This is a genomic window from Dokdonia genika, from assembly GCF_042652845.1.
GTDB lineage: Bacteria > Bacteroidota > Bacteroidia > Flavobacteriales > Flavobacteriaceae > Dokdonia > Dokdonia donghaensis.
The window spans coordinates 1-20,228 of sequence record NZ_JBHSHB010000024.1 but is presented as its reverse complement, the minus strand read 5'-3'; the positions used below and the strand labels follow the sequence as shown (position 1 = coordinate 20,228).

Here is a 20,228-nt window from a genome sequence, read left to right as displayed (position 1 = left end):
GTAATGAGTTTATAATTCTCTATTAACATCTATCCTTTTACCAGCAAAATGGTGAAAAATCCCGTAAAACCTATTAGATTTACTTTTTAATGATACACCTTATAGCAACAAAGTAACTCTCTTAATAATGCACTATTACAGTCTCAATAATAAAGCACCACAGGTAACCTTTGACACCGCAGTTATAAAAGGAATTGCGCCAGATAAAGGACTGTATTTCCCTGAACGCATACCTACATTACCTACGCAGTTTTGGGAAACTATAGAAGAGCTGTCTAAAGAAGAGATTGCTTACCAAGTGATGCAACCGTATGTAGGTGACACGATGGATGAGACTACGCTTAAAGAAATTGTAGCAGATGTATTATCGTTTGACTTTCCTATCGTTCCCATAACAAACCATATAGGTGCGCTTGAACTCTTTCACGGTCCTACAATGGCATTTAAAGACGTGGGAGCTCGCTTTATGGCTAGATGCTTAGGTCATTTTCTTAAAAAGCAAAACCAGCAGGAAGAAGTAACCGTACTAGTGGCTACCAGTGGTGACACTGGCGGCGCTGTAGCACGAGGTTTTTATAAAGTACCCGGTATAAAAGTAGTCATACTCTACCCCTCTGGTAAAGTGTCTGACGTGCAGGAGCGACAGCTCACCACGCTGGGAGAAAATATTACTGCTCTAGAGGTAGACGGCACCTTTGACGACTGTCAGGCTATGGTAAAAAGAGCATTTTTAGACACAGACATCACTAGTATAAAACAGCTTACCTCTGCAAATAGTATTAATGTTGCTAGGTGGTTACCACAATCACTGTATTACCTATTTGCATATAAAGAATTAAAAAAACAGGGCAAGGCAGATAAAATTGTGTTTTCTGTACCTAGTGGTAACTTTGGAAACATTTGTGCTGGTATGGTGGCACACCTTATGGGGATGCCCGTGCATCACTTTGTCGCTTCGGTAAATAGTAATACCACTATACCTAGATTTATGAAAACAGGTGATTACAGCCCTACTCCTACTGTGCCTACCATAAGTAACGCGATGGATGTAAGTGACCCAAGCAACTTCGTGAGGGTTCTTCAGCTTTTTGAAAATAGTAGACAGCTTTTATCTACTAAGTTTTCATCATATTCATACTGTGATAATGCCACTAGAGGTGCGATGCTTGATATATATAAGGAACACAACTACACTGCAGATCCACACGGTGCTGTGGGATACTTGGGTCTAAAAGAATACCTCAAAGACCATCCAGATGCGCACGGTATCTTTTTAGAAACAGCGCATCCCATAAAATTTTTACCAGCTGTAGAGCCAGTAGTAGGACCGCTAGCACTTCCTGAGCAAATAAAAGAACTTATGAATGCTCAAAAAGATGCCCTCGCCATAAGTGATTATCAAGAACTCAAAAATCACTTGTTAAAATAACGCTTTCGCGAAAGCGTATAACCCCATTTCATCCATCATACTGGTAGCGGCATCATTATCGTGCAAAAAAATAGTAACTTTCTACAGTTGTTAAACCCGATAATAGACCGAAAACCCAGCGCAATGAAATATTATATATCGCTTTTACTATGTATCATAACTTTACAAATATCTGCTCAACAAGTGTCTAGTGAAGCACTAAAAGCCTTTGAAGCTAAGACCTACTCTTATAAAGGCAAAGAACTTCCGTATAGAATACTGTATCCTGAGAATTTTGATACGAGTAAAAAATACCCCTTACATTTATTTTTACACGGCGCTGGCGAGCGTGGTAGTGATAACCAAGCACAGCTTGTACACGGTAGTGATCTCTTTGTAAAGATGAATGAGCAATACCCTGCCGTGGTTATATTTCCGCAATGTCCAAAAGGTGACTACTGGGCAGATGTTGAGGTCACACGAGGAGAAAACCAAAATGTCTTTAAGTACCCTGCAAGTCCTACTCCTACCTGGGCAATGCAAGCGGTTACTACCTTACTAGAAGAAACGCTTGAAGAGTCCTATATAGACCATAATCGTATATATCTAGGTGGGCTCTCTATGGGAGGTATGGGAACATATGAGTTGCTCGCCAGCAAGCCAGATACCTTTGCGGCTGCAACGGCAATATGTGGAGGTGGCTATCCTGCAAATACTGCGAGATGGGCACAACAAACACCTGTATGGATTTTTCACGGAGAGGTAGATGCTGTTGTGCCAGTAATCTACTCTCAACTTATGGTAGAATCGTTGCTACAAAACGGTCAAACACCTAGGTTTTCATTATATCCTAACGTAAACCACGATAGCTGGACAAATGCTTTTAATGAGCCAGATTTCTTCTCGTGGGTATATGGACATACTAAAGAAACAGGTGATCCAGCTGACACACCAGAGGTAATCACTGAAGACTGCACACCAGAGTGGCTTAAATTTTCTGAAAGTAGCCTACTCACAAAGTTCGAAAAAGACAATGAACGGTTAAAAACTACAAACAACTCACAACGCATTGTTTTTATGGGAGATTCTATCACTGAGGGGTGGTCGAGTACAAGTCCAGAGTTTTGGGAAGAGAATCCCCATTACATAAATCGTGGCGTAGGTGGCCAGACCACCTCACAGATGTTACTACGCTTTAGAAAAGACGTGATCAACCTAACGCCCAAAAAAGTAGTGATTCTCGCGGGTACAAATGATATTGCGGGTAACACCGGGATTACCTCAAATCAAACCATTTATGATAACATTATTACGATGGCAGAGCTTGCCACAGTTCATAATATAGATGTGGTCTTAAGTTCTATTCTTCCAGTATATGACTACCCTTGGAAAACTGGTTTACAACCTGCTACAAAAATCACAGAACTCAATACATTACTCAAAGACTACGCACTTAAAAATGGTCACACCTACATAGATTATCACAGTGTGATGAGAGATGCACAAAACGGGATGCAGTCATTACTCACTTATGATGGTGTGCATTGTAATAAAGCAGGTTATGAAGTGATGGAAAAAGTGCTAAGCTCTGCACTTTAAAAAATGAATACATACACTGAAGCATAAAATCTTACTCGACAATAGGCTGAAAAATCGCTCTCGATATACGTAGATAATTTAGATTTAATTTATCTATCAAATAAGGACCTTTCCTTACATTTGTGTATCAAAACGAAGTAGATTTTATATGAAAAATACAGCCTTAACAAAAGTACACGAAGCCCTTGGGGCAAAAATGGTCCCGTTTGCGGGCTATAATATGCCCGTATCATATGAGGGTGTAAATGCAGAGCACGATACCGTAAGGAACGGTGTGGGTGTTTTTGACGTGTCACATATGGGTGAATTTCTTGTTTCTGGAGAAAAGGCGCTAGACCTATTACAATGGGTATGCTCAAATGATGTGTCTAAAATAAAAGTAGGTGGTGCGCAGTACAATTGCTTCCCAAATGCTACAGGTGGTATTGTAGATGACCTTATCGTTTACCGCATTAAAGAAGATCAATATATGCTCGTTGTAAATGCTAGCAACATAGATAAAGACTGGGCGTGGGTAGAAAAGCAAAACGCAGAAAAAGGTTATAATGCAGATCTTAGAAATATATCAGAAGGGCACTCACTACTAGCTATACAAGGACCTAAAGCTATCGAGGCAATGCAAAGCCTTACAGAAATAGATCTTGCTGGTATTAAATTTTACACCTTTGAGGTAGCACCTTTTGCTGGTCTTGAAAACGTTATTATAAGTGCTACAGGCTATACTGGTAGTGGAGGGTTTGAAATCTATTGTAAAAATGAAGAGGCAGAGCAACTATGGACCAAGGTTCTAGAAGCTGGTGCAGACTGGGGTATAAAACCTATAGGTCTTGCAGCTCGTGATACCTTACGCCTAGAGATGGGATATTGCCTATACGGTAATGATATAGATGACACTACCTCACCTCTTGAAGCTGGTTTAGGCTGGGTAACAAAATTTACAAAAGACTTTGTAAACAGCGATGCTCTTAAGGCTCAAAAAGAAGCAGGATTAAAGCAACGTCTCGTAGGGTTTGAACTTACAGAGCGTGGTATACCGAGACAAGGGTATGATATCGTTACAGAAGAAGGGACAAAAATAGGTCACGTTACCTCTGGTACAATGGGCCCATCTGTAGATAAAGGTATTGGTATGGGGTATGTAGATACCGCTTTCGCGAAAGCGGACTCAGCAATCTTTATACAGATACGCAAGAAAAGAGTACCTGCAACCGTTGTAAAGACTCCATTTTACAAAGGATAGATAAACCGAAAAATTAATCCCAAATTTCAAAAAGGATTACTTTTTGAAATTTGGGATTTTTTATACAAAATAAGTAAGCTATCGCATTTAAAAAGTCAAAAGATAAGATACTCATACTAGGAGCCAGTGGCTTTTTAGGAAATGCTCTATACAAGGAATTGTACAGGTATTATAACACCTACGGCACCTATCATTCTGGCAGAATTTATAGTGATAACAAGCACTATTTGAAGTTTGACCTTGTAAATGATGATGTGTATGAGTTATTGCGACAAGTACAACCATCGGTGATTATCTCGGCGCTGCGAGGTCCATTTACAGACCAGCTAGAGGCACACGAGCTTATGGTGGGTTATGCGCAAGAGACTGGTTGCCGTATTATATTTTTGTCAAGCGCAAATGTTTTTGACGCATTTTCAAACTACCCAAGTTATGAGAATGATAAAACTCTCTCACAAAGCATATACGGAAAACTAAAGATACGCGTAGAGACACTCCTAATGAGACATCTACCAGAAGAGCAATATGCCATTGTGCGATTGCCTATGGTTTTTGGGGTAGGTGCACCACGTATACAAGCTCTTAAAAATGAGCTATTACTAGGTGATGCCATAGAGGTATTTCCGCATCTTGTGATGAACACTACAACAGATGCAAAACTACGCCAGCAGATACATTATATTATAAATAGAAAACTCTCTGGTATCTTTCATTTAGGTAGCACAGATCTCATACACCACAAGGAGTTTATACACGAACTGGTGATAATGCTCGATCTTAATAGAAAACCTATTTACAAAAATGTATATACTAGCAATACAGACCGCTACCTAGCTGTACTCCCTCGCGATAACCGACTACCAAAACATTTACAAATTACAAATGAAACGGTTGTTGAAAGTAGTAAGAAGTATATTTAACCAGTAAAGATCTTGTAAAACTAGCTTAGTCCGTATCTTTGAAACAAACGAAATTTATGATCTGGCACTTATATATTATGGCTGCAATGTACATCATTGCAGGTGTGATGCACTTTATAAAACCACGAGTTTACGGAGCGATAATGCCTCCTTACATACCATATAAGAAAGCTATGGTATTCTGGAGTGGTGTGGCAGAGGTTGTACTTGGTGTGGGACTTCTCTTTGATATTACTAGAGTATTTGCCGTGTGGGGTATTATTTTAATGCTCCTTATATTTTTTACGGTTCATATAGATATGATTACTAATGAAAAGCACAAAGGTAAATTCCCAGCGTGGCTGTTATGGCTAAGACTACCACTACAGTTTTTACTTATGTACTGGGCTTATCAATATTTATAGATGTCCTTATTTTCTAGCGAGCCATACAATCTTGATATTCCCGAAGGGGATATCACCTACTACGAAGACTTTCTCTCAAAAGAGGAGGCGCAACACTTTTATAATACACTTTATAAGGAAACGCCCTGGCAACAAGATGATATTACCGTTTTTGGAAAGACATATGCACAACCTAGACTTACTGCGCTTTATGGTAATAATGGCAAACCCTACTCCTACTCTAATATCACGATGCACCCGCTTGAATTTACTTTCGCTTTAAGCGAAATAAAAAAAAGAGTCGAAGCCATTACAGGTATTACATTTTCTACTTGCTTACTTAACCTCTATCGCGATGGAAATGATAGCAATGGGTGGCACTCAGATAATGAGAAAGAATTAGGTAAGAACCCTGCAATAGCATCTGTGAGCTTAGGTGCAACCAGAGCTTTTAAACTTAGGTATAAGAAAGATCACAGTATTAATAAAAAGCTTATGCTTGACTCTGGAAGTTTACTTTTAATGAAAGGATCTACACAAGAGTGCTGGCAGCATACAGTACCAAAAACTGCAAAACAAGTGACGCCGCGTATAAACCTGACCTTTAGGGTTGTAAAATAAAAAAGCAAACGCTTAGGGGAGGCGCTCGCTTTAAACATCACACCCGATTGAGGGCACGAGTAGATGAAATCTTTCTTGGGATGAAAGCCAATTTATATAAGACTTAGAAGCTTAAAACAGTAAGTAATTTAGGGGTTACTAAGCATATTCTAGTTACTTCTAAGTCATTTTTTACAAGTATTTTTTGTTTACATAATAACTATTGAGCGCTTTAAAGTCTTCACTACTTGAAAATACTCTAAAGAGTATAACAAGAGCTCCTAGTATAACCGTCATTGCACTAAGCATTACTATTTCATTAATTAGAAATAAAACAGTACCAAGTACAGCGATAATAGAAAAAGCAACTAATAATAATCGCTCAACCCATACATCTAGCAATAATAATATACTCACAACGGTCTCAATGATTAAAAAAAGAGGTATTGCCACCAAAAAAAAATCATTAACAAAAAAACCTAGGGAACTTAGATAAAAATCTACCTGAGATTCAAACAGTGCATATATGATAAACATATATATAGAATGTAAGAGTAAAAAGGAACCAACAACTAACCTTAAAACCAAACGTGACAATACCTCAAACTTCATACTCTTACACTCCTATATTCTAACGGCGCAAAACTATGCACGCATAGTAAATCTGGACTTGTAAAAAATTGATAAAAAATTGTAAAAAACTTGTAACAATCTGATAATAAGCAGTAATTATGCATTGTCATATAAAATTTGTATCTTATATAACATTATTAAAAGCCCCTTCTTATCATTTTATGCAACAATTTAGTCTACAAGACACGTTTCTGATCAAGCAGTTTGAAAAGACTGGAAAGCATCAGGATACAGATCAACGTTCCTTCTTTCAAATTATATTTATTGAAGAAGGAAAAGGTCGTCATTTTGTCAATGAGTTTATAGTCACCTATACTACAGGAGACGTATTTTTAATCGCTCCAGAAGATAAATACTGGTTTGAAATAGAGGGATCAACCTCCTTCTGTTATTTTCAGTTTACTGAGTCTTTGTTTTCTAGTAAAATGAATTTGCCCGATAGGTCATACTGGCTACATCGTATAGAAGGCATTATACATAGTCCTAACCAGATGCCGGGTGATATTATCACAAACCCTTATGACAAAGCACTCATATGGCATATGCACAATGTAATCATACAAGAGTATGAGATGGCAAAAGAGTTTTACAAACATAATATCTCAAATATGGTAAGTACTACCTTGAGTATTATTGCGAGAAACATTTTGAGAGACATAAAGCCTTTACGTAAAGAGGGTAATAAAGATCAACATACTACTATAGAGTCATTACTAAGCTACATACGCCAGCACGTTTATGACACAGACCTTATGAAGGTGAGTGCCATTGCAGATAAATTTAATATGACTAGTAGCGGTATAAGTGCATACTTTAAAAAACAAACAGGAGACTCCTTGCATCACTATATTTTAATGTATAAAATACAGCTGGTTAAGTATAGACTAAGAAATACAGATTTTACTGTTTCTGAAATTGCCTATCAATTAGGATTTACAGATGAGAGTCACCTCACCCGTATTTTTAAAAAGTATAATGGTTTGACCCCAAAACAGTTTAAAAAGCAAGAAGAAGTTAGACCTCTAGCCTAAGATATCGTTAAGTAAATTAGCTAGGCGTATACCTCCTTTTTGTAACTGTCCTTTAAGAACATTAAAGTAATCATACATATATCTATACCCTAGCTTTTCACCCTTTTCAGTGTGAGCATAAATATCTTCTAAAAGAACGCGGCTATCCTTCATCCAGTCTACATAAGTACCTTGAGCGATTGCTTTCTCTTGATTTTTAGTAAGATCAGGCATATTATTTGCAAGTTCTGAGTAACTCATACCGTAGCTCTCTATCATTTGTGTATCCCACACTCTATGAAGGTTTGTACCATCATTATACCATCTCACTTGAAAATCATTTCCACCCTTATCCTCACTTATACCGGTGTGAAGAGGCTGGTGTAGATCACCTATAAAATGTACAAGCATACGTAAGTAGAATGCTTTATCTTCTTTTGTAGCCGTCTCAGATTTTATAACCGCTATACTCTTTTCTATACCGCTTATAATATCTCCCTTCTCACTTCTAGGGTGCTGTTCAAAAGAACTGTCAAAAGGTACATTTACGTAGTGCCAAGGTCCAAAAGACCTATACTTCTCATCACTCTTAATTTCATCTGCATAGGTAGATACCAGTGCAAGAGACTCCCCGTCTAGTAATTCTGCAATAGCTCTTTTTGCCTTTTTAGTTAAGTATTTTTCAGCAATAGCACCAGTGGTTCTATGACCTGTTTTTCCCCAGTCAAAAGCAGTGGCTTGAAATGAAAAAAGTAAAACAAAAAGTAAAAGTAAGGTATAACGCATTTTTATAAAATTTTGAGCAAATGTACAATGTATCGGTCTTCTTCTGTGTTATATAAATATTAAGAATAGGTCCGCTTTCGCGAAAGCGTAAACAACACTATCTTTAACTTTATAAATTCCATATAACAATGTACACGTCTCTTAAAAGAACCATACTACTCCCTATTTTATGCTTACTCATACAGGCTAGCAGCCTTGCTCAAAACTATGGTGGCAGTAACGATTTACGTATTACAGATATGGTGTATGGAACTTTACGTACCCCAGAGACTCCCACTTCAAAACTGGCTATTATCATACCTGACTCAGGCCCAACTGATCGTGATGGCAACCAGCAAATGATGCGTAATAATAGCTTAAAACTCCTCGCCGAAGGTCTTGCTCAAGAGGGTGTCGCTAGTTTTAGATATGATAAGAGGGTACTTACATTATTAAAGAAAAATGCACTTCAAGAAGAAAAGCTAGACTTCACAATGTTTATTAATGATGCTGTTGCTGTTGTAAATTATTTTAATAATCAAGGACGCTTTAAAGAGGTCTATATAATAGGTCACGGGCAAGGGTCACTTATAGGGATGATGGCGGCTCAACAAACCGAAATTAAGGGTTTTATATCGCTGGCAGGAGCTGGCCAGTCTATAGACAAGACTATTATAAATCAAATAGCGTTACAAATGCCAGATCTTAAAGACAAAGCTACTACAGCCTTTACAACGCTTAAAAAAGAAGGGAAGGTTAAAAATTACTCTCCTGCACTGGCTTCTATATTTAGACCTGCAGTACAACCTTTTATGGCAAGCTGGATGCAGTATGACCCAAGCATTGAGATTGCAAAACTTACAATACCTGTGCTCATTGTAGATGGTACAAAAGATTTACAAGTTTCTATTGAGGAGTCTGCAAGACTTCTTAAAAGTTTACCTACCGCTAGCATAAGACATATTGAGGATATGAATCACGTGTTACGCATTACTAGCAGTGACAATCTAGAAAACTCAAAATCATATAATAATACAACCGCCCCTATCGCTCCTGCTCTAGTTAATGAGATAACTACATTTATAAAAACTCACTAGCATAATAGTGACGTTACTGGAGGGATAAATTCTATTTATGTGGTTAAAAGCTTCTTAAATTTAAGTTATAAAATTGCCATTTTATCTACTTTTAAGCACAACCAATCACAATAAATGCTTAAATACGCCTTAACTATCACAATATTCTTTGTGAGCCTTACCACCTACGCACAATCAAAAGAAGTAGGAGTAAAATTTATTGACACTCCTATTACCATAGATGGATCTCTAGACGAGCCCGTTTGGAATGAGACTCAAGTAGCAACAAATTTCTGGCAATATTTTCCAACAGATAGCATACAAGCTCCATATCAATCTGAGATAAGGTTTTTATATACAGACAAGACACTATATGTGGGTATCAAAGTGTTTTCTCAAGGGGATGACTATATTATACCCTCGCTTAAGCGTGATTTTAGAGCAGGCGGAAGTGATAATATCACTTTAATGTTTGACACTTTTAATGATGGAAACAATGCTTTCTTATTTGGCTCAAATCCCTTAGGTATACGTCGCGAGGCTCTCGTATCTGGTGGTGGTACAGACTTAAGAGGTTTTACGACTAGCTGGGACACAAAATGGGTAGGTGAGACTAAGCAGTATGAAGGCTATTATGTTTGTGAGTGGGCAATCCCTATGAGTGCTTTTAAATTTAGAGAAGGCGAGACCAGGTGGCGCTTTAACAGTTACCAGTTTGACACCCAAGACAATACTAGAAATACTTGGATAAACATACCTCAAAATCAGTTTATATTTAATCTGGCTTATATGGGAGATATGGTTTTTGAAAAACCGCTAGGCAACTCAAAAAGTCCTATTTCTGTCATACCCTATATAAATGCGATAGCAGGTCAAGATAGAGAGATACCCGAAGATTTTACAGAGATAAAAGTGGGAGGTGATGCCCGTTTTACCATAGGTAATAGTCTTAATTTAGACGTTACCATTAATCCAGACTTCTCACAAGTAGAGGTAGATAATGCTATCACAAATCTCTCACGTTTTGAGGTGGGGCTGCCAGAGAGACGCCAGTTTTTTATAGAAAATAGTGACCTCTTTGCAGATTTTGGAGATCCTAGAGCGGCAAATCCATTTTTTTCGAGACGCATAGGTATTGCCGAAGATGTAGAAGGTAACACAATCATAAATAACATTGTAGCAGGTGCAAGGCTAAGCGGTAAATTAAATAATAACTTACGTGTGGGGCTTCTCAATATGCAAACCCAAAAAGATGAAATAAATGAGATCTCTGCAAATAATAATACTGTTATTGCCTTACAGCATAGAGTTTTTAGCCGGTCAAACATCTCTGCTATTTTTGTAAACAGACAAGCCACGGGTAATGAAACCTTTGTAGAACCTGGCGAGCAATACAACAGACTGGTAGGTCTCGATTATAATCTTGCAAATCAGGATAACAGTTGGAACGGTAAATTTTACCTACACAAATCCTTTAGCCCTGGTGTAGAGCACAAAGACTTTTCTGGTGGAGCCCGCATTGAGTATAATAGAAATAACTGGAGAGCAACCAGCGCTACCCTCTTTGTAAACGAAGACTTCAACTCAGACCTAGGTTTTATACCCCGTAAAGATATCTTTAGAAATTTTTCAAAACTTGAGCGCCTCATATTCCCCAAGTCTGGAGCAATAAATAGACATATATTCTCTCTCAACTCATTTTATGTATGGCGACCAGAGCTAGACTTTACCCTAGGTGATCGCACGCTCTCTCCACAGTGGGAAGCAGAGTTTAAAAATACAGCCAGCCTCGCTGTAAAGCCACGAGCACGTTTTACTAAGCTTTTTGACACCTTTGACCCGTCGCGCTCAGAAGGTTTAGAACTTCCAGAAGGCAGTGAGTATAGTTATAATAGTATAGAGCTTGAGTATAATTCAGATAGAAGAAAGGCACTTTCATATACCTCAAATGCTACCTATGGAGACTACTTTAATGGTGAGATTTTAACACTAAGAGTAGGAGCAACATTACGTTTACAACCTAAGTTAATTATAGGTTTTAACGCGCGTTATGATAAAATAAACCTTCCTGCCCCCTACTCAGATAATGACATCTGGCTTGTAAGCCCTCGTGTGGAAGTGACATTTACAAAAAACCTATTTTGGAACACCTTGCTTCAATACAGTACTTTGCAAGATAACTTTGGTATCAACTCTAGATTGCAGTGGCGTTTTGCTCCTTTATCAGATTTATTTTTGGTTTATAATGACAACTATTTTACAGATACCACCTTTGCGCCACGCTTCAGAAGTATAAATTTAAAGCTCACTTACTGGCTCTATTTATAGGGATTTTCATATTTTCGGGACGCTTCTAGATAAATTAGGAGCGATTACTTTTTACGCTTTCGCGAAAGCGTACTCACCCTCACAACTATGGAGAACACACCTTATTTTACAAATGATGCTATCGTCTTTGGCCTCATCGCTCTTGCACTAGCGGGCATATTTTATACCTCTGGAAAGAAAACAGGCTTCTGGGGTAAGTTTTATGGCGTTGTACCAGCCTTACTATTATGCTATTTGATCCCCGCTATATTTAATAGTGTAGGATTAATAGATGCAGAGCGTAGCCAGCTATATTATGTAGCGAGTCGTTACTTGCTACCTGCCTCTCTTGTACTTATGACATTAAGTATAGACCTTAAAGCTATTGTAAATCTAGGCCCAAAGGCACTTATTATGTTCTTTACAGGGACCTTAGGTATCGTAATAGGCGGGCCGCTTGCTATTTTATTAATCTCTGCCATTTCACCAGAGACGGTGGGTGGTGCTGGTCCAGATGCGATATGGAGAGGGCTGTCTACACTAGCAGGTAGCTGGATAGGTGGTAGTGCAAATCAAGCAGCTATGCTAGAAATTTATAAATACAATCCTGCAAAGTATGGGCAAATGGTACTCGTAGACATAGTAGTAGCAAATGTATGGATGGCGGTATTACTGCTAGGGATAGGAAAATCAAAACGCATAGATAAGTGGCTCAAAGCAGATAACACAGCTATAGAAAGATTAAAAGAAAAGGTATCAACCTTTGCCGAAGGTGTAAAACGCAACCCTACTCTTAATGACCTTATGGTAATGCTGGGACTTGCCTTTGGCGCTGTAGGTATTGCACACTGGGGAGCGAGTGGTATGTCTGCACTGTTTTCTGATATACCTAAGGACTCTGCCCTTGCGTCTTTTGGGTCTACCTTTTTCTGGATGATAACAATTGCTACGGCAATAGGTATTTTGCTTTCATTTACAAAGGCAAAAAACTATGAAGGTGCTGGAGCAAGTAAAATAGGTAGTGTTTTTATCTATATACTGGTTGCAAGCATAGGTATGAAGATGGATTTACTAAGTATACTTGATAACCCAGGGCTTATAGCTATAGGGTTTGTCTGGATGGGTATACACGCTGGCCTACTTATACTTATGGCAAAACTTGTAAAAGCTCCCTTTTTCTTTCTTGCAGTGGGAAGTCAGGCAAATGTGGGAGGAGCAGCCTCTGCTCCTGTTGTTGCAGCAGAGTTTCACCCGTCACTAGCGAGTGTGGGAGTGTTGCTAGCTGTCTTTGGCTACGTGGTAGGAACCTATGGTGCGATAACATGTACAATTTTAATGGAAATGGCCTCTGCAGGCTAGTATTGTTAGTAAAATAATGAGATATTTGCGGCCTTAACAAGACTATATTATGACTAGAATTACATACCTTTTATTAGTAAGCTTTTTAATTATCTCGTGTTCAAAATCGGGTAACTTAACACTTACAGGAACCGTAAAAGGACTTAAAAAAGGGACTCTTTATGTGCAGCATATACAAGATACTGCCTTAGTAAACATAGACTCACTTGTAATAGATGGAGACCCAGAGTTTGAATTTATACTAGACATAAAAGAGCCAGAGGTTTACTATTTACACCTAAGTAAAGAAAATGAGTCTGGTTATGATGATCGTATACCTTTCTTTGCAGAAGAGGGAGCTATCAATATCACTACATCACTTAAGAACTTTGAAGGGTTTGCCGCAGTAATAGGATCAGAAAACCAAATGTACTGGCAAGAGTTTCAAAATATGAACAAGCAGTTTAATGATAAAAACCTTGATCTTATAAAAGGCTCTTTTGAGGCTAGACAGAGCGGTGTACAAGAAGATATTGTGGCCTACGACGACTCACTACAAAGCCTCCTCAAGAGAAAGTATTTATACACAGGTAACTTTGCTGCTGTACATAAAGACAAGGAGGTAGCTCCTTACCTACTCTTAACACAAATACCTGATGCTGCAACATCATATCTAGATACCCTTTACAAGACATTCCCAAGAAAGACTAAGCAATCTTTATATGGTAAACAGGTTAAAAGACTACTTGAGGAGCGCAAAGCAAATTAATGGCACACTGTTTACAAACTAGGTTTATTTTACCCTAATAAACAGAAGCGCATCTTCAGAAATTACAGTATTTTTGCATTCAAAATAAGAACAATGGCAAATATTAGAGATTTAAAGAAAGATATCAATTTTGTACTAGGTGACATCATTGATGCCGTGTATGTATGGGAAGCGCTTAACCCTAAAGAAGATGCTGCTAAAGGTGAAGCGATTATAGATGACGCAATTAAGACATTTGACACCCTTATAGCAAAGGTAAATGACCGTAAGGTTGAAAATAGAGGGAAAAATTTAGAAGCCGTACGTACTGATCTTGAGAGAGATGCAAGCGGTCTTATTGAAAGAATTAATAAGCTTTAATTTTTTTTCAAATTGGGGTTGCACATATGATATAAATGCTATTATATTTGCACCCGCAATGCCGATGTAGCTCAGCTGGCTAGAGCAGCTGATTTGTAATCAGCAGGTCGTGGGTTCGAGTCCCTCCATCGGCTCAAAAAGGTCTTCTTTTATTAGAAGGCCTTTTTTGTTTTAAAGCTATGATGGGTATTTAAAACTCTTAGAGGTATGGATACGCTTTCGCGAAAGCGTAAAAAGATTACAGCCCTTTTATTACAGAAAGCGCTTTAGGAATGTGCTTGCCAGCCATCATACTATTAAAACGCATTTTAACGGTGCCTGTGGCATCTATAACAAAGGTCTCTCGTCCTGGTAACAAACCTAGAAGTTCGTTCTTTACACCGTATAAACGGCGAATTTTATTTTTTTGATCTGAAAGGGTGTCAAAAGGTAGGTTGTGCTTTGCTCTAAATCGTTTATGACTGGCTACACTATCTGCACTTATACCAAATACTTTTGCCCCGGCATCTGTAAAATCTTGGTATTGATCTCTAAAACTACAAGCCTGTGCAGTGCATCCAGGCGTGAAATTTTTAGGATAAAAATAAATTACCATAGGTACTTGCCCCAACAGCGAATCTATAGAAACATCTTTATCATCTTGATTTTTTAAACTAAAGCCTGGTGCCTTATCTCCTACTTTTAATGCCATTTACTCTCCTTTATAGGTTACAAAGTTACGCGGTGTCTCATATAGGGTAATCTCCAGATCAAATTTAGGTTCTAATGCTTTTTTAATTCTATTATAAATGACAACTGCAATATTTTCTGCCGTTGGGTTGAGCTCTTTAAACTCCTGTACCTCTAGGTTTAAGTTTTTATGATCTAGGTAGTCTTCTACCTGAGCTTTTATAATATCCTTTAAAATTTTAAGATCTATCAAAAACCCAGTTTCTGTATCTATCTCTCCAGTAACACTTACAGTAAGATCGTAATTATGACCGTGAAAATTAGGGTTACTACACTTACCGAAAATCTGGCTATTTTTTTCATCATTCCAGTCTGGTCTGTATAACCTATGTGCAGCATTAAAATGTGCTTTTCTGTGTGCAGTTATTCTCATCGCTCAATGTGATTATAAAATTTATCAAAAATGATCTTAAACCAAGCTGTATACAATTCTGGTCTGTTTACAATATCTTGCTTTACATCTTCAAGCCCCATCCACTTCCAGGCAGCTACTTCTTCCTCATTAATTACAGGCTCTTGCTCTGAGTGACCTATTAGTATATGATCTAACTCGTGCTCAGTAAGTCCATTATCAAAAGGAGCTTTGTAAATAAAAGATATACTTTCTTCTAAGGGAACGGTAAAACCCATCTCCTCTTGTAACCTGCGTGTACCTGCTTCTATATTGCTCTCACCATCGCGCTGGTGACTGCAACAGGTATTTGTCCATAAGCCGGGACTGTGGTATTTGTGAAGTGCTCTTTGCTGGAGCATAAGCTCCTTTTTATCATTGAAGACAAATACTGAAAAAGCGCGATGTAAAACGGCCTTTTCGTGAGCTTCCATTTTGGGCATTAGCCCTATTTTATTGTCATTTTCATCTACTAAGATGACTAATTCTTCTTTCATAAGCTTTGTAAAAATACAAATAACTCATAAAAAAAGCGCCTCATATGAGACGCTCTTGAAATTATTGAAAGTAAGGTTAGTTATTACTTAAAACTATGAACTCACTTCTTCTGTTAAGTTGATGTTGTTCTTCACTACACTGAACACCGTTTGAACATTCATTAACTAGCTGAGACTCTCCATAACCGCGACCAGAAAGTCTAGATGGATTAATTCCCTTTGCAATAAGCCAGTCTCTAGTAGATACATTACGGTTTTGTGATAGTGTGCGGTTGTACTCATCATTACCTCTACTATCTGTGTGTGATCTTACGTCTATACGTACTGAAGGGTACGTTTCCATATACACAAGAACTTTTGCAAGTTCAATCTCTGCATCTGGTCTTATGTAGAACTTATCAAAGTCAAAGTATATAGGATTAAGGTTTAATATTTTTGCAATATCGTCTCCTGGTTTTGCAATTTGAACAGCACGTTCTAATTGTAAAAACTCTTGAATTTCACCAGATAGATTAGGAGTAGACACTCTCTTTTCTACAGTAGTGTATCCATCCTTAGATCCTCTTAAAAGATATTTTGCATCACACTCTGGTTCAAACCCAAAAGTTGCTTTTCTACCAGTAACAATAGATTCAATAAGATTATTCTTATCATCGTATAAAGCCACAGTAGCACCTTTTAAAAGCTCTTCTGTGTTTTTATCTGTTACATTACCCGATAGTAATATTTCACAAAGTGGTTCTGGTCTTCTAAGCTGTCTTATCATATAGATATCATCATCTATACCAGATTTACCACGGTTAGATGAAAGAAATCCAGTTTTAGTTTCAGAATCGATTATGAAAGCAAAATCATCCTTGGAAGTGTTTGCTGGTTCTCCTATGTTAAGTATTGTAACATCTTCACCAGTAGCATCTAAGTTAGTTAAGAATATATCTAAACCTCCTAGTCCAGGGTGACCATTTGAAGCAAAAAATAAATCGTTTGCTGCGCTTACATATGGAAAACTTTCTCTTCCTTCAGTATTAATTCTATTACCAAGATTTACTGGCTCTCCATAAGTACCATCATCATTAATTACTACATACCATAAGTCTGCCTGGCCTAAAGTACCTGGCATATCTGAAGAGAAGTATAATTTTTTACCATCTGGGCTTAATGCTGGGTGAGCTACTGTATAATTATCACTATTAAATGGTAATTCTTTAACTCCGCCCCAAGCGCCATTTTTATAACTTGCACGGTATAGCTTTAACTTGTTTGTGCCTGTACTATCTTTACTAAAGATACCATTGCTATAGTTATTACGTGTGAAATACATAACGCTATCTCCTTTTGCAAAAACTGGAGAACTCTCGTGATATTGAGTGTTAAGATTAGCACTAAATGGCTTAGCAAATTTAGTTCCACCATCTTGTCCCACTTTACTAGTATCAACTTGGTATAAGTTTAAGAATGGCTGACCGTTCCATTTATGAATACGTTTTGTGTAACCGCCTGTATCTCTGTTTGAGGCAAAAATCAATTTGTCCTTATATAATGCAGATCCAAAATCTGAGTATCCAGAATTAATTTGAGTGATAGAAACATCGTAAGCTCCTTTTTGCTTTTCAATCTCTCTCAGGTAATCTGGTGCTTTTCTAAATAATACAGCTCTAGTATCATCCTCTCCAAGGTCATAAAATCGAGCCATCATCTTATCAGATAATGCATAATCTTTTGTAGCTCTTAGTGAAGTTGCATATCTAAAGTAAACCTCTGGCTCTACTTCTTCCGGAAATTGCTCTATGAGCTTACCATAATACGTTGCCGCCTCCTCATACTTAGCGTTTAAATAATAGGAATCTGCAAGTCTCTTAAAAAGATCACCAGACTCATATCCTTTATCAACTACTTTTTGATAAATCTCTTGAGAATTTACATAATCATACTGATTAAATCTCTTTGTTGCTCTTTCTATCTTTTTTTCCTGCGCGTATCCAAAAAATGCAGTAAGAAGAAATATAAATAATGTAATTTTTTTCATAGTACTGTATTAAAAGAATCGTGGGGTTAACATTCTGTCATACTCATTGAAAAGCTCAAATCTCAAAAAGACTTCAAAACTACCGTCATTATAAACAGTGTCACCTAAGTCTGTGCTTTCTCTATCATAAGCAAGCCCTATCAACATACTATCTGAAACTTGAAAACCTACAAGACCACTTAATGCAGCACTCCATCTGTAAGCTGCTCCAAGGTGAAGTTTTTCCATCACTAGGAAGTTTGCAGTAAGATCAACTTGTAATGGAGCACCTTGCACCATTTTTACAAGTGTACTAGGCTTAAACTTAAGTTGATCACTTAGGTCAAAAGTATAGCCCATAATACCATAATAATGAATACGGTCTTTTGCAATAAAACTAGCTCCATTGCTATTATTACCTACATCAAAATGTTCTGTTTGAATAAGATTAGGCACACTTACACCAGCATAAAAATTATCTGTATGATAGTATAAACCAGCACCTATAATAGGTGATATTTTATTATCAATATTTTGTGAGAACCTTGGGTCTGTCACATCAAAAAGCGTGAGTTTAGTAAAATCCACATCGAGTATGTGACCTCCTCCTTTAAGTCCAAAGCTAAGTTTACCTGTTTCTGAAGTATTAACTGTGTAACTAAAGTCAATTCCCACATATGTCTCCTGAGATGGCCCGAGTGCGTCATTTACTATAGATAGGCCTAGTCCTACTTTACCCTCTCCTATAGGTGAGTGCACACTTAAACTTTGTGTACGTGGTGCCCCGTCGAGACCAACCCACTGGCTTCTATGAAGACCTACAATACTAGTAACTCCCCTATTTCCTGCATAGGCAGGATTAATTGCCACCGTATTATACATATACTGTGTGTACTGTGGATCTTGCTGAGCGCTTACTTCAGTAAAACTTAGCATTGTAATCAATAGCAATACAATGAGATGTAGCTTTTTCATTCTAATCTTAGTTTAAATCATTTAGTAAAGCGACCTCCGCTGTTTAAGCGGATTGATCGTTTTACCTAATGTTATTGTTATTACGCTTTCGCGAAAGCGGTCTTCTTGTTATCTGTTAATATATAAATATCCACTCAATCTTTTTAGTCCATCTTCTGTCTGATAGTTAATCAGGTAGTAGTATGTTCCTTCTGGAAGTTCTTTATCTGAATTGATAGTAGCTCTTCCGTCAGAAATTCCTCTAAATACAACTGTTTGGTTATCATATCCATTTCCTTCAAATACCTGAACACCCCATCTGTTAAAGATCTGAACATTATTATCTGGGAAGTCTACAATTCCTTCAATAATAAATTCATCGTTCTGTCCATCTCCATCTGGAGAAATTCCAGTAAATACCTCAAGGTCTGTAACATTAAGAACACTTGGTATGATTGTTACCGTTGGATCATCTGGATTACCATCACCATTTACATCAACATTTGTATCATCAGTTGGATCATCAGATAAGTCCATTAGTTCTGTACCATCAGGTAATACACCACTTACAGTTGCCTGGTTTAATACTTGTCCATTTTCAATATCTTCTTCGGTAATTAGATATGTTGCTGTAAACGTAGTACTATCAGACTCTCCTGGTAATAATGTAATAGGTCCTCCCTCTACATCTACAAGTGGATCTGTAATTACAATATCTTCAATAGTTAATTCACCAGTATTTGTTACTGTAAATGTGTATTGAATAATTTCACCTGGTTCGTACACACCATCACCGTTAAGATCTATGAGCTCTCCAGTTTTCTCAAGAGCTATTGAATTTGCTCCAGTTGGTAGTATTGTAATAGTAACATCTTCTTCACCTTCTGCAGTACTATCATCATCTGATGTATCTTCTACGTCATCTCCACTTGGGTTCTGACCCGTTGCAAGTGCTTGGTTTTCTACCATTCCTGCATCTACATCGTCTTGTGTCAGTGTATATACAGCAACAAATGTTGTACTATCACTAGCTCCAGGCTCAAGATCTATAGGACCTCCAGTTACAGCTACTAATGGATCTGTTATAACAATATTTGATATCGTAACATTTCCAGTATTTGATACTGTAAAGTTATAAGTGATTGTCTCACCAGCTTGTGCAAAACCATCTCCATCCTCATCATTAAACGTTCCAGTTTTTACAACTGCAATAGATCCAACATCTTCTGGTAAATCTGTAATTG

The 20,228-nt window shown here is 37.6% G+C and carries 20 protein-coding genes and 1 tRNA gene; 13 read left to right on the top strand and 8 right to left on the bottom strand.

Translation table 11 applies throughout. From position 1 onward, the window contains the following. Positions 1–127: 127 nt before the first annotated feature. From thrC to ACFO5T_RS12295, 6 genes are all read left to right on the top strand, one after another. Positions 128–1,429, top strand: coding sequence for a threonine synthase (gene thrC / locus ACFO5T_RS12320; protein ID WP_380034800.1), 1,302 nt, complete (start codon positions 128–130; stop codon positions 1,427–1,429). A 123-nt stretch (positions 1,430–1,552) separates the two neighbouring features. Beyond that, positions 1,553–3,007 carry a GDSL-type esterase/lipase family protein gene (locus ACFO5T_RS12315; protein WP_380034797.1) on the top strand — a complete coding sequence of 485 codons (1,455 nt, stop codon included), beginning with the start codon at positions 1,553–1,555 and terminating at the stop codon, positions 3,005–3,007. A 148-nt stretch (positions 3,008–3,155) separates the two neighbouring features. Continuing rightward, positions 3,156–4,247 carry a glycine cleavage system aminomethyltransferase GcvT gene (gene gcvT, locus ACFO5T_RS12310; RefSeq protein ID WP_375253023.1) on the top strand — a complete coding sequence of 364 codons (1,092 nt, stop codon included), beginning with the start codon at positions 3,156–3,158 and terminating at the stop codon, positions 4,245–4,247. Between the two features lie 107 nt (positions 4,248–4,354). After that, entirely contained in the window at positions 4,355–5,167 is an 813-nt protein-coding gene (locus ACFO5T_RS12305; protein ID WP_380035555.1) for a sugar nucleotide-binding protein, read from the top strand. A gap of 56 nt (positions 5,168–5,223) precedes the next feature. After that, on the top strand, positions 5,224–5,571 hold the full coding sequence (locus ACFO5T_RS12300) for a DoxX family protein (RefSeq protein WP_380034794.1): 348 nt from the start codon (positions 5,224–5,226) through the stop codon (positions 5,569–5,571). Next, entirely contained in the window at positions 5,572–6,171 is a 600-nt protein-coding gene (locus ACFO5T_RS12295) for an alpha-ketoglutarate-dependent dioxygenase AlkB family protein (protein ID WP_021779439.1), read from the top strand. A 171-nt stretch (positions 6,172–6,342) separates the two neighbouring features. Here ACFO5T_RS12295 and ACFO5T_RS12290 read toward each other — a convergent pair whose 3' ends face one another. Beyond that, positions 6,343–6,567, bottom strand: coding sequence for a hypothetical protein (locus tag ACFO5T_RS12290; RefSeq protein ID WP_375253026.1), 225 nt, complete (start codon positions 6,565–6,567; stop codon positions 6,343–6,345). 377 nt (positions 6,568–6,944) lie between these two features. Between ACFO5T_RS12290 and ACFO5T_RS12285 the strand changes: the two genes are divergently transcribed. Beyond that, complete coding sequence (locus ACFO5T_RS12285; RefSeq protein ID WP_380034790.1) at positions 6,945–7,814, top strand: AraC family transcriptional regulator; 870 nt, start codon at positions 6,945–6,947, stop codon at positions 7,812–7,814. Here the strand turns inward: ACFO5T_RS12285 and ACFO5T_RS12280 are convergent. Continuing rightward, a complete protein-coding gene (locus ACFO5T_RS12280; protein WP_380034787.1) occupies positions 7,806–8,579 on the bottom strand; it encodes a S1/P1 nuclease in 774 nt (257 codons plus the stop codon). The genes ACFO5T_RS12285 and ACFO5T_RS12280 overlap by 9 nt on opposite strands. 128 nt (positions 8,580–8,707) lie before the next feature. Between ACFO5T_RS12280 and ACFO5T_RS12275 the strand changes: the two genes are divergently transcribed. The 6 genes from ACFO5T_RS12275 to ACFO5T_RS12250 all read left to right on the top strand — a co-directional run bounded on the left by ACFO5T_RS12275 (position 8,708) and on the right by ACFO5T_RS12250 (position 14,542). Beyond that, positions 8,708–9,655, top strand: a complete 948-nt coding sequence (locus ACFO5T_RS12275) for an alpha/beta hydrolase (protein WP_380034784.1) — start codon at positions 8,708–8,710, stop codon at positions 9,653–9,655. A gap of 114 nt (positions 9,656–9,769) precedes the next feature. Beyond that, the gene (locus ACFO5T_RS12270; protein WP_380034781.1) at positions 9,770–11,962 is read left to right on the top strand and encodes a DUF5916 domain-containing protein; all 2,193 of its coding nucleotides are present in this window, start codon (positions 9,770–9,772) and stop codon (positions 11,960–11,962) included. Between the two features lie 87 nt (positions 11,963–12,049). After that, positions 12,050–13,300, top strand: coding sequence for a DUF819 family protein (locus tag ACFO5T_RS12265; RefSeq protein ID WP_380034778.1), 1,251 nt, complete (start codon positions 12,050–12,052; stop codon positions 13,298–13,300). A 49-nt stretch (positions 13,301–13,349) separates the two neighbouring features. Then, positions 13,350–14,048: a DUF4369 domain-containing protein gene (locus tag ACFO5T_RS12260; protein WP_380034775.1), complete on the top strand. Its 699-nt coding sequence runs from the start codon at positions 13,350–13,352 to the stop codon at positions 14,046–14,048. A gap of 93 nt (positions 14,049–14,141) precedes the next feature. Continuing rightward, positions 14,142–14,408: a hypothetical protein gene (locus ACFO5T_RS12255; RefSeq protein ID WP_021779448.1), complete on the top strand. Its 267-nt coding sequence runs from the start codon at positions 14,142–14,144 to the stop codon at positions 14,406–14,408. A 60-nt stretch (positions 14,409–14,468) separates the two neighbouring features. After that, positions 14,469–14,542 (top strand) — tRNA-Thr (locus tag ACFO5T_RS12250). Between the two features lie 104 nt (positions 14,543–14,646). Here the strand turns inward: ACFO5T_RS12250 and ACFO5T_RS12245 are convergent. From ACFO5T_RS12245 to ACFO5T_RS12220, 6 genes are all read right to left on the bottom strand, one after another. Beyond that, positions 14,647–15,099: a peroxiredoxin gene (locus ACFO5T_RS12245; RefSeq protein ID WP_021779449.1), complete on the bottom strand. Its 453-nt coding sequence runs from the start codon at positions 15,097–15,099 to the stop codon at positions 14,647–14,649. Next, positions 15,100–15,510, bottom strand: coding sequence for a 6-pyruvoyl trahydropterin synthase family protein (locus ACFO5T_RS12240; protein WP_380034772.1), 411 nt, complete (start codon positions 15,508–15,510; stop codon positions 15,100–15,102). Then, positions 15,507–16,025 carry an isopentenyl-diphosphate Delta-isomerase gene (gene idi / locus ACFO5T_RS12235; protein ID WP_375253475.1) on the bottom strand — a complete coding sequence of 173 codons (519 nt, stop codon included), beginning with the start codon at positions 16,023–16,025 and terminating at the stop codon, positions 15,507–15,509. The genes ACFO5T_RS12240 and idi overlap by 4 nt, the downstream gene beginning before the upstream one ends. A 76-nt stretch (positions 16,026–16,101) precedes the next feature. Then, on the bottom strand, positions 16,102–18,051 hold the full coding sequence (locus ACFO5T_RS12230) for an OmpA family protein (protein WP_380034769.1): 1,950 nt from the start codon (positions 18,049–18,051) through the stop codon (positions 16,102–16,104). A 9-nt stretch (positions 18,052–18,060) separates the two neighbouring features. Beyond that, complete coding sequence (locus ACFO5T_RS12225) at positions 18,061–19,005, bottom strand: PorP/SprF family type IX secretion system membrane protein (protein ID WP_380034766.1); 945 nt, start codon at positions 19,003–19,005, stop codon at positions 18,061–18,063. A 108-nt stretch (positions 19,006–19,113) separates the two neighbouring features. Beyond that, a partial coding sequence (locus ACFO5T_RS12220; RefSeq protein ID WP_380034763.1) for a DUF7507 domain-containing protein occupies positions 19,114–20,228 on the bottom strand: 1,115 nt, incomplete at its 5' end.